This window comes from Olsenella uli DSM 7084 (assembly GCF_000143845.1).
Classification (GTDB): domain Bacteria; phylum Actinomycetota; class Coriobacteriia; order Coriobacteriales; family Atopobiaceae; genus Olsenella; species Olsenella uli.
Genome location: NC_014363.1, coordinates 1,001,240 through 1,015,363, shown reverse-complemented (window position 1 = coordinate 1,015,363; position 14,124 = coordinate 1,001,240). Strand labels below are relative to the sequence as shown.

At 65.9% G+C, this 14,124-nt stretch carries 11 protein-coding genes; all 11 read right to left on the bottom strand.

Annotation, left to right across the window (positions count from 1 at the left end):
• Positions 1 to 11 precede the first annotated feature (11 nt).
• Positions 12 to 1,337 carry a methylenetetrahydrofolate--tRNA-(uracil(54)-C(5))-methyltransferase (FADH(2)-oxidizing) TrmFO gene (gene trmFO, locus OLSU_RS04455; protein WP_013251756.1) on the bottom strand — a complete coding sequence of 442 codons (1,326 nt, stop codon included), beginning with the start codon at positions 1,335 to 1,337 and terminating at the stop codon, positions 12 to 14.
• 30 nt (positions 1,338 to 1,367) lie between these two features.
• Positions 1,368 to 2,174, bottom strand: coding sequence for a DNA-processing protein DprA (locus OLSU_RS04450; protein WP_236697213.1), 807 nt, complete (start codon positions 2,172 to 2,174; stop codon positions 1,368 to 1,370).
• Positions 2,175 to 2,276: 102 nt separating this feature from the next.
• Positions 2,277 to 3,773 carry a YifB family Mg chelatase-like AAA ATPase gene (locus OLSU_RS04445; protein ID WP_013251755.1) on the bottom strand — a complete coding sequence of 499 codons (1,497 nt, stop codon included), beginning with the start codon at positions 3,771 to 3,773 and terminating at the stop codon, positions 2,277 to 2,279.
• Positions 3,773 to 4,207: a YraN family protein gene (locus tag OLSU_RS04440; protein ID WP_013251754.1), complete on the bottom strand. Its 435-nt coding sequence runs from the start codon at positions 4,205 to 4,207 to the stop codon at positions 3,773 to 3,775. Before OLSU_RS04440 ends, OLSU_RS04445 begins: the two co-directional genes overlap by 1 nt.
• A 101-nt stretch (positions 4,208 to 4,308) precedes the next feature.
• The gene (locus OLSU_RS04435) at positions 4,309 to 5,088 is read right to left on the bottom strand and encodes a ribonuclease HII (RefSeq protein ID WP_013251753.1); all 780 of its coding nucleotides are present in this window, start codon (positions 5,086 to 5,088) and stop codon (positions 4,309 to 4,311) included.
• 87 nt (positions 5,089 to 5,175) lie between these two features.
• Positions 5,176 to 5,517 carry a 50S ribosomal protein L19 gene (rplS, locus tag OLSU_RS04430; RefSeq protein ID WP_013251752.1) on the bottom strand — a complete coding sequence of 114 codons (342 nt, stop codon included), beginning with the start codon at positions 5,515 to 5,517 and terminating at the stop codon, positions 5,176 to 5,178.
• Positions 5,518 to 5,671: 154 nt separating this feature from the next.
• On the bottom strand, positions 5,672 to 7,411 hold the full coding sequence (locus tag OLSU_RS04425) for an ABC transporter ATP-binding protein (RefSeq protein WP_013251751.1): 1,740 nt from the start codon (positions 7,409 to 7,411) through the stop codon (positions 5,672 to 5,674).
• 3 nt (positions 7,412 to 7,414) lie between these two features.
• Positions 7,415 to 9,190 carry an ABC transporter ATP-binding protein gene (locus OLSU_RS04420; RefSeq protein ID WP_013251750.1) on the bottom strand — a complete coding sequence of 592 codons (1,776 nt, stop codon included), beginning with the start codon at positions 9,188 to 9,190 and terminating at the stop codon, positions 7,415 to 7,417.
• Positions 9,191 to 9,295: 105 nt separating this feature from the next.
• Positions 9,296 to 9,949, bottom strand: a complete 654-nt coding sequence (locus OLSU_RS04415; RefSeq protein WP_013251749.1) for a TetR/AcrR family transcriptional regulator — start codon at positions 9,947 to 9,949, stop codon at positions 9,296 to 9,298.
• A 47-nt stretch (positions 9,950 to 9,996) separates the two neighbouring features.
• Positions 9,997 to 11,052, bottom strand: a complete 1,056-nt coding sequence (locus OLSU_RS04410) for a deoxyguanosinetriphosphate triphosphohydrolase (protein ID WP_013251748.1) — start codon at positions 11,050 to 11,052, stop codon at positions 9,997 to 9,999.
• Positions 11,053 to 11,127: 75 nt separating this feature from the next.
• Complete coding sequence (gene ppdK, locus OLSU_RS04405; protein ID WP_013251747.1) at positions 11,128 to 13,893, bottom strand: pyruvate, phosphate dikinase; 2,766 nt, start codon at positions 13,891 to 13,893, stop codon at positions 11,128 to 11,130.
• Between the last annotated feature and the right edge of the window lie 231 nt (positions 13,894 to 14,124).

Below are 14,124 nucleotides of genomic sequence, written 5' to 3'. Positions count from 1 at the left end.
GGCGTCCACCGTCACCTTGCCCGGCCGAAGAGGTCGGGACGACTTGCGAGGTAGGTGTCCATGTCCCGGGCGGCCCTGTCTGCATAGGCCCCGTAGCGTTCCCGCTTACCGAGACGCCCCCTCCCCAAGGGAGCGATGATGCCGAAGTTGACATGCATGGGTTGGTAGGGACACGTTGCCGGGTCGGTCGCGTACCTCACGAGCGAGCCCAGGGCAGTCGTCGCCGGGAGGTCGACGTGTTCGGCAGAGCGGATGTCGCAGATGGTGTTGAGCGCGGCGAGCAGGCCCGAGGCGATGGCCTCGACGTAGCCCTCCGTACCGGTGATCTGGCCCGCAAGTCTGACCTGCGTATGGGGTATGGCAAAGGTATCCGTTAGGACACGGGGCGCGTCGACGAAGCTGTTCCTGTGCATGACGCCATAGCGGAAGAAGTCCGCCTCCTCAAGACCCGGGATCATCCGGAAGACGCGCTTCTGCTCGCCCCAGCTGAGATTGGTCTGGAACCCCACGAGGTTATACGCCGTACGCCCTACGTTCTCGGCGCGCAGCTGCACGGCAGCCCAGGGACGCCGTCCCGTTCTGGGATCCGTGAGACCGACGGGCTTGAGGGCGCCAAAGCGCAGCGAGTCGCGTCCCGTTCGGGCGACCTCCTCGACGGGTTGACAGGCATTGAAGAGGTCCTTCTGCTCGAAGTCCTTGGAGACGATGCGCTTGGCGGCGACGAGGGCGTCGTAGAACGCATCGTACTCGTCTCGGTCCATGGGGCAGTTGAGGTAGTCTCCCCCTCCCTCGGCATAGCGTGACTGCACGAAGGCGATGGAGCGATCGACGGTCTGCGCGTCGACGATGGGCGCCGCGGCATCGTAGAAGGAGAGCGACTCGGCCCCCAGCCTTCGAGAGAGGTCCCCGAACAGGGCGTCGGAGCAGAGGGGCCCGGCTGCGACGACGACCATGCCCCCGGGAATCGTCGTGACCTCCTCCCGTACGACGGATATGTTCCCCTCGCCCTCGATCGCCTGCGTGACAAGGTCCGTGAAGGCACCACGATCGACCGCAAGGGCACCCCCGGCCGGAACGGAGGCCCTGTGCGCAAGGGCGATGAGGAAGGAGCCCATCTTGGTGATCTCCTCCTTGAGGAGACCCGCCGCGCTGTCGTGGCGCGTCGACTTGAGGGAGTTCGAGCACACGAGTTCGGCAAAGCCCGCACCGTGGTGTGCGGGTGAGCTATGGAACGGGCGCTGCTCAAAGAGCGTGACCCGTACGCCCCGGCTCGCAAGCTGAAGCGCGCACTCGCTCCCCGCGAGACCCCCTCCGATGACTGTGACTTCGTCTGGCACCTTGGACTCCCCCGCACGCATGTGACACCGTTACCCGGTAGCGATTGTACCCTGCCCCTCGAACGCGGGCGCTGACGGGGAGAAGCGGCCGTCGCGCAGGCGGACCACAAGACCCTGGAGCTCGTAGTCGCTCAACGCGTTGAGGACGTGGACCACGTCCTCCCCCAGCGCGCGGGCAAGGTCGTCGGGGCGCATGGGGTTCGCGGTCAGTGCAGACAGTATCCTGCCGGATGGGGTCGGTCCCTGGGCGCCCACGAACCGCAGGCACCCGTAGTCATACGATATCCGGACCTCCAGGTCGACCTCGGAAGAGATGATGGCGGCCCCGTTGGCGATGAGGGTGTTCGCGCCGGCAGACTGCGGCGAGAAGATCGAGCCGGGCACGGCATACAGCGTCCTCCCCATCTCGACCGCAGCGTCTGCGGTGCTCATGGTTCCCGATCTCACCCCCGCCTCGGCGATCAGCACGCATCTCGAGAGCGCGGCGATGATGCGGTTCCTCTTGGGGAAGGCCCACCTCCTCGGTCCCTGCCCCCAAGGCTCGAGCGATATGACCGCACCCTCCCCTGCCGCGGCCCGTTCGAACATGTCCGACGAGCTTGCGGGGTACACGCGGTCCGCCCCGCATCCGGACACGATCACGCAGCGGCCACCGGACCTGGCTGCGGCACGCAGGGCGGCGCAGTCGCAGCCCATGGCACCTCCCGACACGACCGTCAGGCCACATTCGGCTGCGACGCGGCCAGCGATCTCCGCGACGGCAATGCCATAGGGCGTCGCCCTGCGGGCCCCGATGATCGATATGCAAGGCGCCCCTAGCGCCGAGGGGTCGCCAATGCCCCTCAGCTCCTCTGGAGGGTCCTCGAGGAGCTCGAGGGAGGGGGGGATATCCCTCGTCCTTCCTCCCGAGCGCCCAGCGCCCCCCTCGTGCCACCATCGTCATACCCCACTTCGGTCTCGGTACATGCAGGCCTCTACGACATGGCCTCGCCTGACGCGGTCACTTCCCTCGAGGTCGGCAATCGTTCGGGCTACGCGTGCGACGCGAACGATCGAGCGACCGCCGAGCGCAAGCCTTGCCGACATCCGCTCGAGCACGGAGCGCGCGTCCGCCTCCAGGGAAATCTGGGAGAGGGGAAGCCGGGAGTTGAGTGCGCCGGCATCGCCTCTCCCTTCCTGACGCTCCCTCGCGCGCAGCACCATGCGCGTCATGTCTTCCGTCGAGAGCCCCTCGCGGCCGCCTATCACCTTCGACGCATCGGGACGCGCCACGTCCACCCTCACGTCGATGCGATCCATGAGCGGGCCGCCTATGCGCGACTGGTACTGGGCCACCCTCGTCTCGCTGCAGCTGCAGGGCCTTACCGGATCGCCCAGGTAGCCGCAGGGGCAGGGATTTGCCGCAGCGACGAAGAGAAAGTCGCAGGGAAAGGCGAAGGCGCCCTCCGCCCTGATAAGCCTCACGCACCTCTCCTCGAGGGGCTGCCTCAGTGACTGTAGGACGTTGCACGCAAACTCGGGGAGCTCATCGAGGAACAGCACGCCCCTGTGGGCGAGGGTCACCTCACCTGGCAGCACGGGCCTTCCGCCACCTATCATCCCAGCGAGTGAGATGGAGTGATGGGGGCTGCGAAAGGGCCTGTTGCCCAGCTGCAGCTCGGTCGCGTCCCGGCCGGCGACCGAGGCAACGAGCAGGGCCTCGTCCTTCTCCGCTGGGGAAAGTGGGGGCATGATGCGTGGTATCCTCCGGGCGAGCATGGTCTTCCCCGACCCGGGAGGACCCACCATGAGCAGGCCATGGCCACCTGCGACCGCAATGGCGATGGCACGCTTCGCGGACTCCTGGTCCACGACGTCGGCGAAGTCGAGCGTCGCCGGAGCATGCTCGCACGAGTGGTCGTCGGCGGGACTCGGACGTCTGCAGTGACGGGTGACCCAAGGGACGCCACGGGCGATCTCTCCCAGCGCGGCTACGCCCAGGCAGCGCTCGTAGGATCCCAGGCAGCCCGATTCCGGAGAGCAGACGAGCGCAAGGCCCATAGACTCCGCGAGCCTCTGGTACGCGAGCATGCCGCGCGTGGGCCGTATGTCGCCCTCGAGCGCCAGCTCGCCGACGAAGAGGCAGGAATCGAGACCAGTCAGCGGCATCTGCCCGCTGCTGCAAAGGATGGACACCGCCACGGGCAGGTCGAGCCCCGTGCCCGACTTTCTCAACTCTCCGGGTGCGAAGTTCACGGTTATGTGCTCACGGGGCATCCTGAGGGCGCTGTTTCGTATGGCGCAGCGAATGCGCGAACGGGACTCCAACACGGCGGAATCGGGCAGACCTACCATCGTGATGCCTGGAATGCCTGCGGAAGTGGACACCTCGACCCTCACGGGCAGGGCCTCCATCCCGTGCAGTATGGCCGTCTGGACGGCTACGGAGGCACCCATCAGTCATCCCAGGCGAAGGCGCCCATGAGGTGGTGGACCTGGGCACAGCGCCTTCCCACGATGCTTATCGCCACCACGTCGAAGCGGACCGCCTCGACTTCGGGATGGGTGCAGAGATAGACGAGCGCAAGCCTGCGGTAACGGGCCCGCTTCCTACCGTCCACGGCAAGCTCCGGCAAAGGGCCGTCCTCCACCTCCCGCCAAAGGCGCGTCTTCACCTCGACCAGCACGACGGTACCCTCGATCTCGCAGACTATGTCCACCTCACCGGCCGTACACGTCCAGTTGCGCTCCAGGACCTCGTACCCACGCCGCCTGAGGTAGGTCGTGGCCAGTCGCTCTCCCTCGGCGCCGACCTCGCGGGCGCCCATGCCGCGCGTCCGCCGTCCGGCACCCGTGCGGCCCTCCTGCGCCCCTTCTCCGCCCGCCTGCATAGAAGCCTCCCTCGCATCATATCGTGGGAAGGATTCTGCTATGGGTGACTTGCACCGGTGCCTGCGCTCGTTTACCGCAAGCACCCTGTAGGACGTCCTTCTCAGAACAGCGCGGGAGTCTCCAGGAAGTTGCCGCAGAACGACACACGATGAATGGGGGTCAGCCCTAACCGCCTGATGGCGTCGATGTGCGCCGGGGAGCCGTATCCCTTGCACTCGGCGAGATGATAGCCCGGATACTCGCTGTCGTAGGCCACCATGAGGGAGTCTCGGGTCACCTTGGCGACGATGGAGGCCGCCGCGATGCACGCGACGCGCGCGTCGCCCTTGACGAGGGCGCGCTCTTGGGGATGCACGTGTACGGGGTTGCCGTCTATCAGGACGCAGTCCGCATCGACACCGGCATCGGCAATGGCCTGGCCCATGGCCATCCGCAGCGCCACCGACATGCCGACGGCATCGATGGATGCGGGTTCGACGTGGGCCACGCCGATGGCGATGGCGTGCTCGGCTATCGTGGCTCCCAATGCCCCGCGCCGTGCGGGACTCAGCTGCTTGGAGTCATTGAGACCCCATATGATGGGCTCGCCCGGCAGGGCGACCGCGCAAGCGGTGAGCGGACCGGCGAGGGCCCCGCGGCCCACCTCGTCCACGCCCACGATGACACCCTCCCCACCCAGCTCCCGCTCAAGGGCATACATCCGGGAGACGCGCTCCCTCTCCTCGAGTTCGCGCTCGCGGCGCCGCAAGGCCGCGCCAACAGCCTGGCGAACCTGCTTGCGGGGGTCCTCGGCATAGCGCTCGCTAAGGGCGAGGGCCTCCTCGGGTCCCGCGTCACTCAGGAGTGCGGCAATCTCCCTCGCCGTCGCGGCGTATGCCATGCGCGCCTCCTCTCCCGCCCGAACGCTGTGCGTCTACGAGAGGGGCCGCCACGCGGGCGGCCCCTTGGGGTTCCTCTGCTGTATGACCTAGCGCTTCTCGCGGATGCGCGCCGCCTTGCCGACGCGGTCGCGAAGGTAGTAGAGCTTGGCACGATGGACGTCACCATGGCGCACGACCTCGAGCTGGGCGATCTTGGGGCTGTGGAGGGGGAAGGTGCGCTCGACACCGACGCCGAAGGAGATCTTGCGGACGGTGAAGGTCTCGCGGGAGGAGCCCCCGCTCATGCGGATGACGTCGCCCTGGAAGACCTGCTCGCGCTCGCGCTCGCCCTCCTTGATGCGGTAGTGCACCTTGACGTTGTCGCCGACGCGAACCTGAGGGATGTCCTCACGGATCTGCTGGCGCTCGATTGCGCGAATGTAGTCCATAGTTACCTCGTCTCTAGAGGTGCCGTCGTCTACTGCGCGGCACATAGGCTTACACACGGCGAGTCATTATATGGCATGCGTCCTGTTGGGGCAAGGAAGCCAGGCGCTCCGTCTCGAGCTTGGGCACAAAGCGACCACAATGGCCGCGCGCGGGCTATGCCTGGGCGAGCTTCCAGCCAATGGTGCGCTCGCGCATGCCCACGAAGTCACGGTAGATCCCCTCCTCGCGCATGAGGCTCTCGTGCGTGCCGCGCTGCACGATGCGGCCTGCGTCCACCACCACGATCTGGTCGGCCCCGCGCACCGTCTTGAGGCGGTGTGCGATCATGATGACCGTCTTACCGCGCCTCAGCTCCTCGATGGCCCGCTGGAGCTCGAGTTCGTTCTCGGGGTCGACGTTCGCGGTGGCCTCGTCGAGGATGACGATGGGAGCGTCCTTGAGGATGGCGCGGGCGATGGAGATGCGCTGGCGCTCGCCACCCGAGAGGGAGGCCCCACCCTCTCCTATTCGCGTGTCGTAGCCATGCTCCAACCTGTCGATGAACTCGTCGCAGCAGGCGCGGCGCGCAGCCTCGACGACCTCTGCGTGCGTGGCCTGCGGACGGCCGAACTTGATGTTGTTCTCGATGGTATCGTCGAAGAGGTAGACTCCCTGGAAGACCATGGAGAAGTTGGAGAGCAGGGCGTCCACCTTCCAGTCGCGTACATCGTGCGCGCCCACGGTGACGCGTCCCGCATCCACGTCCCAGAAGCGCGCCATGAGGTGCGCGAGCGTGGTCTTGCCGCTGCCGGAGGGTCCCACGAGCGCGCAGGAGCTGCCCTGGGGGATGGAGAGCGAGACGTGGTCGACCACGTCTCGCTCTCCGTAGGAGAAGGAGACGTCCTCGAGCTCGATGTCAAAGCGGTCGCCGGACTCGATGCCAGCGCCCTCCCCCATGGCGGGGGTCGCGATGAGGGCGTTCACCTTGTCCATGCTGAAGTCGATCATGCGCAGCAGGCTGGCATAGCTGCCCACCAGCTCGAGCTTGGCGAACACCATGAACGATGCGACGACCATGGTGAGGCAGGTGCCTGTCTCGAGCGAGCCAGAGGCCCAGAGCGAGAGCGACAGCAGGCAGAGGGCGATGCTCGATGCCTTGCAGACCAGCGCCTCCAGGACCATGAAGCAGACGAAGCGCAGTTCGAGCGTGAGGTTGGCGTGCTCGCAGTCGCCGATGGCGGCGCCCAGGCGGCTCTCCGCGCCATCGGCCAGGGAGAAGGCCCTCACCACGGAGATGCCCTGCACGTACTCGAGGACGGCGCCCACGATGGCGCGCTGGGACTCCACGCGGCGGTCGGAAACGGCACGCGAGACGTTCTGCATGATGGCATTGATGCCCAGCACGCAGACGACGGTGGCGGCGGCAAGCAGGCCGCAGCGCAGGTCCATCACGGCGAGCATGAGCACCATGACCACCGTGAGCACGAGGCCCGAGATGACGTTGGAGTAGACGACGCCACCGGCGTTCTGCACGTCGTCGAGGGTATTGGTCATGGTGCTGGCGATCTCCCCCAGGCTGTTGTCATTGAAGTAGCCCATGGGCAGATAGCGCATGCGATCGCCGATCTGCGAACGCTTCTCGCCGCTCATGGAGAAGTTGCCGTCGCAGAAGTTCTGGCTCTTGAAGTGTGCGGTAACGGAGCAGCCTGCCATGGAGACAAGCATGACGGCCAGTGAGGCGACCGCCGTCCGGACCCCCACCGTCGAGGTGGCGACGGCCGAGAGCACGATGGCCAGGGCCAGGATCTGCAGCGCCTCGAAGATGGAGTTACCCACGCTCCAGGCCATGCCGCGACGCAGCTTGGGCGTGTTCGACCCGCCGAAGGCGAAGTACTTGCGTATGGTTGACAGCATGCCCTACTCCCCTTCCGACGCCATATCGCGGGCGCCCATGTGAGCCTGGTACATCTTCCGGTAGAGCTCGCAGGATCCCATGAGCTCCTCGTGCGTGCCGCTGGCGCGGATGCGTCCGTCGTCCACCACGACGATCTTGTCCGCGTCGGTGATGGTGGAGAGCCGGTGCGCGATCACGACCAGGGTCCTTCCCGCGACGAGACGAGAGACGGCAGCCTCCACCTGGGCTTCGCTCTCCGGGTCCGTGTAGGCCGTGGCCTCGTCCAGGATCACGACGGGGCTGTCATGCAGCATGGCCCGTGCGATGGCGACGCGCTGGCGCTCGCCGCCCGAGAGGTGCCCGCCGCCGCCGCCCACCACGGTCTGGTAGCCGTGGTCGAGGGCCATGATGAAGTCGTGGCAGCCGCTCTGGCGCGCCACCTCCATGACCTCCTCGTCCGTGGCGTCGGGACGGCCCATGCGGATGTTCTCCATGATCGACTGGTCGAAGAGGTAGTTGTCCTGCGAGACGTATGCCACCTCGTCCGCCAGCTGACTCGCTGAGAGGCTCGTGAGGGGAACGCCTCCCAGGCACACGCTGCCTTCGCCAGGGTCCCAGAAGCCGGCCATGAGCCGCGCCAGGGTCGACTTGCCCGACCCGCTGGGTCCCACGAGGGCGCAGACCGTACCCGCCTCGACCGAGAGGTCCACGCCATGCAGCACCTCGGCGTCGCCGTACGAGAAGCGCACGTCCGTAAGCTCGATGCTCGGGACCTCGCCCGCGCGAAGTCCGGACGAAGGCTCGTCGGCACGGAGCTGCTCGCCCTGACCGAGCACATCGGCGATCTGGCCCACGACCGTTCCCAGCTGGGCAAGGGAGTCCATGAAGCTCATGGCCGCGTAGAGGGGCGGGAAGATGCCCAGCGAGAGGATGGCGGCCAGCACGAAGGTCGCGGGCTCGAGCTGCCCCGATGCCACGAGGAGGCAGCCCACCGGGAGCACCCCCACCAGCGTGGCGGGCATGATGGACAGCCCCAGGTCCGACCAGATCTGACAGTGTGCCATCCAGTCGATGAAGGAGTGGGCGTATGCGTGTACCGCACGGGAGAACTTCTCATACGAGCTGGCCGAGCGGCCGAAGGCCTTGATGACCTCGATGCCATTCACATACTCGACGGCGGCGGACGACATCTCGTTGCCCGTCGTCACGGTGCGGCCGTACCACTCCTCGTAGTCGCGCATCATCTGGCCGTAGACCAGGGCGCCCACGGGGATGGTCGCGAGTGAGACGAGGGCCAGCCTCCAGTCGAGCGAAAACAGGTAGGCTACGACCGCGATGGGCACCAGCAGGTCGCTGGTCATCTCGGGGACCACATGGGCGAGGGCAACCTCGATGCCGTCGGCCTTCTCCACGAGGATGTTCTTGAGCGTGCCCGAGGGCGTGTCGAGGACGTAGCCCATGGGGACGCGCGTGAGCTTGGACGCAAGGCGGCGGCGCACCGACGAGATGGTCCTGAACGTCGCTATGTGCGAGACGGACGTCGACGCGTAGTGAAAGACGATGTGGCAGCCGAAGCTCACGGCCGCGAAGGCGCACCAGCCTCCATAGAACCCCAGGCTGCGATTACCCCCGAGCACGCCCAGAACCATCTGGCCCGCCGTATAGTACGGCAGGACGTTACCCACCACGCCTATGACGGCAAGTGCCACGGAAAGCACGTAGAGCGCTCGGTTGGTTGGCCCTGCCCACCCGAGCAGCCTGGACAGAGGGTCGATCTCCCTCTCTTCCCTCTTTCCCATGTCATGTCCTCCTAAAGTTAGTCTTGGTTACCTTAGGTAGGATATAACAGCGTTATGTCACTTGGCAAGGTATGTGCGCAGGAATAGAGAGGCCGTCAGGGGATGTCAGGTGCCGGCAGCGGTCCGCTCCATGAGCATACGCATGCCGTCGTGGAAGAAGCGCCCATATCTCGCGATGAAACGCTGAGCCTCCGTGCGGCTGAGGTCACGCGACAGCAGATCGAAGACGCCCTTGAAGAAGAGGCCTGTGAGCACCTCGACGAGAACGCGCTCGACGTCCGAGGGATGCCCGTCGACCTCAAGCGTATCCCGTTCGTACTCGAAGGTGCTCGACACCTCGACCTCTACGAACTTGTCGAGGTAGCGCTCCCAGCGCGTGCCGGTGGAGCCCTCCGAGATGATACGGAAGTCGTCGAGGTGGTCATAGATGAAATCCATCATCTGCGAGCGTTTCTCCAACTCGAACTCCCACATGGCGTCGAAGGAGCGCCCTCCTGCGGGGCGCGCGGAGAATTCCCGCAGGGCCGCGAGGTGAAGTGCGAAGAGACCATCCCCCGCAGGTCCTACGACGGCATCGAAGAGGGCCTCCTTGCTGGGAAAGTATCCGTAGATGGCACCAGTGGTCACGCCTGCCGAGGTGGCGATGGCGCGCATCGAGACGCCGGAGAAGCCGCCCACGAGGAAGGCGGAACGGGCGGAGGCGAGTATGGCCGCGCGGGTGCCGCCGCCTGAGTCGTCCATGATCTTGGCATCATCCACGCGTCCCCCGACCGTCCCTCATGGCATCCATCGTAGCGCGCCCCATCTCAGCTGTCGCCCCGCTGGTCGGACAGGCTCCAGGCCTTGGGCACGTTAAGCTCCTCGTAGAGTCGGATGGCATAGCGGTCGGTCATGCTGCTCACGTAGTCTGCCGCCTGGACGTCCACGGAGTCCTGCCTGCGAGAGCGGTACTCGGCCGGGATCTCGTCCGGATGGCGTACGAAGTGCGTGAACAGCTCCTCCACAAGATGGGCAGCCTTGGGTTCCTCGCGCTTCGCCTCGCCACGAGTGTACAGGTTCTCTGACAGGAAGCGCCTCATCCCCATCATGGCGTCCCACACTACGTCTGACATGGCGATCTTTCCGCACTGGGCACTCGCGCTGACCGCGTCGTGCACCATGGTCTCTATGCGCTCCGACGAGCTGGATCCCAGGATGCGGCGCAGGTCCGCGGGAAGCGACTCCTCGCTCAGGATGCCGGCCCTCTTGGCGTCATCCATGTCATGCGTCACGTAGGCCATGCGGTCTGCCCGGGCGACCACCTGGCCTTCGAGCGTGTGCGCCGCCGTCCCTTGGTTGTGGTTGACGATGCCGTCTATGGTCTCGCGGGTGAGGTTGAGACCGAGGCCGTCCTTCTCTAGCAGGCAGACGATGCGGGCGCTCTGCTCGTTGTGACGGAAGAGTCGCGGGTCGTCGGAGTCACAGCACAGCCTGCGTGCCATGGCGCGCTGGAGTGCCCGTTCGCCGCAGTGCCCAAAGGGCGTGTGGCCCAGGTCATGGCCAAGGGCTATGGCCTCGGTGAGGTCGACGTTAAGCCCCAGGGGACGTGCGATTGCGCAGGCGATCTGGGCGACCTCGAGGGTGTGGGTGAGGCGGGTGCGATAGTGGTCTCCCTCCGGCGCCAAGAAGACCTGTGTCTTGTTGGCGAGCCGCCTGAAGCTCTTGCTGTGCAGGATCCTGTCGCGGTCGCATTGGAAGCAGGTCCGCAAGGGGTCTGGCTCCTCTTCCCGCGTGCGGCCGGAGCTCTCGTCGGAGTGGCAGGCCCATGGGCTGAGCAGCTCGTGCTCGCGTCGCTCCAGCGTCTCCCTGTCGATGATGTCCATGTGCGCCTCCCGTAAAAGCAAGGGGGAGGGGCCCTAGGCCCCTCCCCCGTCGTGACAAGCTCAGATCACGCAGCCCTAGGCGAGCTTTCGGGGTCCGCCGTTGGAGCTGATCTTGGCCTGCGCACCCGCCAGGCGTGCGATGGGCACGCGGTAGGGCGAGCAGGAGACGTAGTCGAGACCGAGGTCATAGTACATCTGGATGGAGTCGGGGTCGCCGCCGGTCTCGCCACAGACTCCACAGACGATGGTGTCGTTGGCGGCATGTCCGCCCTTGACGCCCATCTCGACCAGCTTCGCGACGCCGGAATCCAGCGTCTCGAACGGGTTGGCCCTCAGGATCTTCTTGTTGAGGTACTGGGGGATGAAGGCGCTCTCGACGTCATCGCGGGAGAAGCCGAAGGTCGTCTGGGTGAGGTCGTTGGTTCCGAAGGAGAAGAAGTCGGCGTACTTGCCGATCTCGTCGGCAGTCACGGCGGCACGGGGGAGCTCAATCATGCAGCCGATGGGAATGCTGAGCTCGACGCCCTCCGCCTCGGCGACGGCGTGGACGCCGGCCTCGATCTGGGCGCGGACGAGCTTGAGCTCCTCGACGGTGGAAATCAGCGGCACCATGATCTCGGGCCTGGGATCGAGGCCCTGCTTCTTAAGCTTGGCCGCGGCGGCGGCAATGGCACGGACCTGCATGTCGTTGAGCTCGGGGTAGACGATGCCCAGACGGCAGCCGCGCAGGCCGAGCATGGGGTTGGCCTCCTGGAAGGAGTCCAGGCGGGCGAGGCGGTCGCGCATGGCCTTGATCTGGATCTCCGTCTCGCCACGGCCCTCGGCGTGGGCGATCTCGACGGCAAGCTCGCGCGGGTCGTCGAGGAACTCGTGCAGGGGCGGGTCGAGGAGGCGGACGATGACGGCCTTGCCGTCCATCGCCTTGAACATGCCCTCGAAGTCACCAGTCTGCGCCTTGAGAAGCTGTCCGAGTGCCTGCTGTTTCTGGCCGTCGTTGTCAGCAAGGATGAAGGACTGGATGATCTCCTTGCGCTCGCCCAGGAACATGTGCTCGGTGCGGTCGAGGCCGATGCCCTCAGCACCGAAGTCGACGGACAGCTGGGCGTCCTCGGGGTTGTCCGCGTTGGTGCGGACGCCGAACAGCCGACCGCGGGAGGCGTCGCGGCGGACGTCGTCGGCCCATCCGAGGATGGTCTCGAGGTCACCGGTGAGCTCGGGGCGCGTAAGGGGCACGGCGCCCAGGATGATGTCACCGGTCGTGCCGTTGATGGAGATGATGTCGCCCTCGTGCAGGACGGCATTGGTGCCGGAGATGACGCACTCCTTGGCCTTGGCATCGATCCTCAGCGCCTCGGCGCCGCAGACGCAAGGCGTGCCCATGCCGCGGGCTATGACGGCGGCATGCGAGGTCTTGCCGCCATGTGACGTGAGGATGCCCTCGGCGGCGACCATGCCCTTGAGGTCGTCAGGGGTGGTCTCCCAGCGGACGAGGATGCAGGGCTTCTCGATGTTGGCGTAGTGGACGGCGGCGTCAGAGGAGAAGACGACGGCGCCCACCGCCGCGCCGGGTGACGCGTTCATGCCCTTGGCCACGACGTCCAGCTTGGCCTTGGGGTCGAACTGCGGGTGCAGGAGCTGGTCGAGCTGAGACGGGGCGACGCGCATGATGGCCTGCTCCTGGGTGATGCGACCCTCCTCGACCATCTGCATGGCGACCTTGAGCGCAGAGAGGGCGGTGCGCTTGCCCACACGGGTCTGGAGCATCCAGAGCTTGCCCTGCTCGATGGTGAACTCGAGGTCCATCATGTCCGCGTAGTGGTCCTCGAGGATCTCGAAGACGTGGTAGAGGTCCTTGCCGGCCTTCTCGAGACCAGGGATCTTGGGCAGGTCTGCGATGGGCTCGGTGTTGCGGATGCCGGCCACGACGTCCTCGCCCTGGGCGTTGACCAAGAAGTCGCCGTAACGCTCGTTGGTGCCGTCGGCGGGGTTGCGCGTGAACGCGACGCCCGTAGCGGAGGTCTCGCCCTTGTTGCCGAAGACCATGACCTGGACGTTGACGGCCGTACCGAGGGAGTCGTCAATCTTGTTCTGCTTGCGGTAGAGGATGGCGCGCTCGGTGTTCCAGGAGCCGAACACGGCCTGCTCGGCAAGGCGGAGCTGCAGGTAGGGATCCTGCGGGAAGGTGGCGATGCCGTTGGGCGCGACCTCGGGGTGGGCCTGCGAGTCGACGTTTTTGGCGAATATGCCCTTGAAGGTCTCGGTCAGGTCCCTGAGGTCGGCGGCGTCGAGGTCGGTGTCGAGCTTGACGCCCTTGTCTGCCTTCTTCTTGTTGATGGCGTCCTCGAAGAGCTGGCCGTCGACGCCCATGACGACGCCGGAGAACATCTGGACGAAGCGGCGATAGGAGTCCCACGCGAAACGCTCGTTGTTGGTCTGCTTGATGAGGCCCTGGACGGATTCGTCGTTGAGGCCGAGGTTGAGCACCGTGTCCATCATGCCAGGCATGGAGAAGGGCGCGCCGGAGCGGACGGAGACGAGCAGCGGGTCATCCTTGTCGCCGAGCCTCTTTCCCATGCGCCTCTCAAGGTCGGCACGATACTCGTCAATCTCATCGAGGACGCCCTCAGGCCAAACGTTACCAGCGCTGGAATAGGCGACGCAGGTCTGGCAGGTGATGGAGAATCCCGGGGGGACGGGAAGGCCGATGTTGGCCATCTCGGCGAGGTTGGCGCCCTTGCCGCCGGTGATCCACTTGGCCTCGTTGACGGTCTTGCCTGCGACCTCGGTAACGTTGTTACCGTCTTCGTCCATGCCGAAACGATACACGTGCTTCTCAGCCATATGACACCCCTGATCTCGTTGCCACGGGGCACGCGAGCACCCCTTGCCTTACGCGAGAGCACCTGCGGTGAGATGAAGCTCACGGCAGGCGCTCTTCATAACGAAGCTATTTTATCCAGAGGCACACCCCCGGCGACCGCCCTCCGCCCAACGGCACCAAATGAGCTGTCAGGGAGGTTTGCGGGAACAGGGCCCCCAACATGGCCTATAGTGGAAAGTCTGCGCAAAAAG

What these genes read in the sequence shown, in the direction of transcription:
- OLSU_RS04445 (WP_013251755.1), bottom strand. Translation starts at nt 3,773, where the DNA reads ATGGGTGCCTCCGTAGCCGTCCAGACGGCCATACTGCACGGGATGGAG.
- OLSU_RS04440 (WP_013251754.1), bottom strand. Translation starts at nt 4,207, where the DNA reads ATGCAGGCGGGCGGAGAAGGGGCGCAGGAGGGCCGCACGGGTGCCGGA.
- OLSU_RS04435 (WP_013251753.1), bottom strand. Translation starts at nt 5,088, where the DNA reads ATGGCATACGCCGCGACGGCGAGGGAGATTGCCGCACTCCTGAGTGAC.
- rplS (WP_013251752.1), bottom strand. Translation starts at nt 5,517, where the DNA reads ATGGACTACATTCGCGCAATCGAGCGCCAGCAGATCCGTGAGGACATC.
- OLSU_RS04425 (WP_013251751.1), bottom strand. Translation starts at nt 7,411, where the DNA reads ATGCTGTCAACCATACGCAAGTACTTCGCCTTCGGCGGGTCGAACACG.
- OLSU_RS04420 (WP_013251750.1), bottom strand. Translation starts at nt 9,190, where the DNA reads ATGGGAAAGAGGGAAGAGAGGGAGATCGACCCTCTGTCCAGGCTGCTC.
- OLSU_RS04410 (WP_013251748.1), bottom strand. Translation starts at nt 11,052, where the DNA reads ATGGACATCATCGACAGGGAGACGCTGGAGCGACGCGAGCACGAGCTG.
- ppdK (WP_013251747.1), bottom strand. Translation starts at nt 13,893, where the DNA reads ATGGCTGAGAAGCACGTGTATCGTTTCGGCATGGACGAAGACGGTAAC.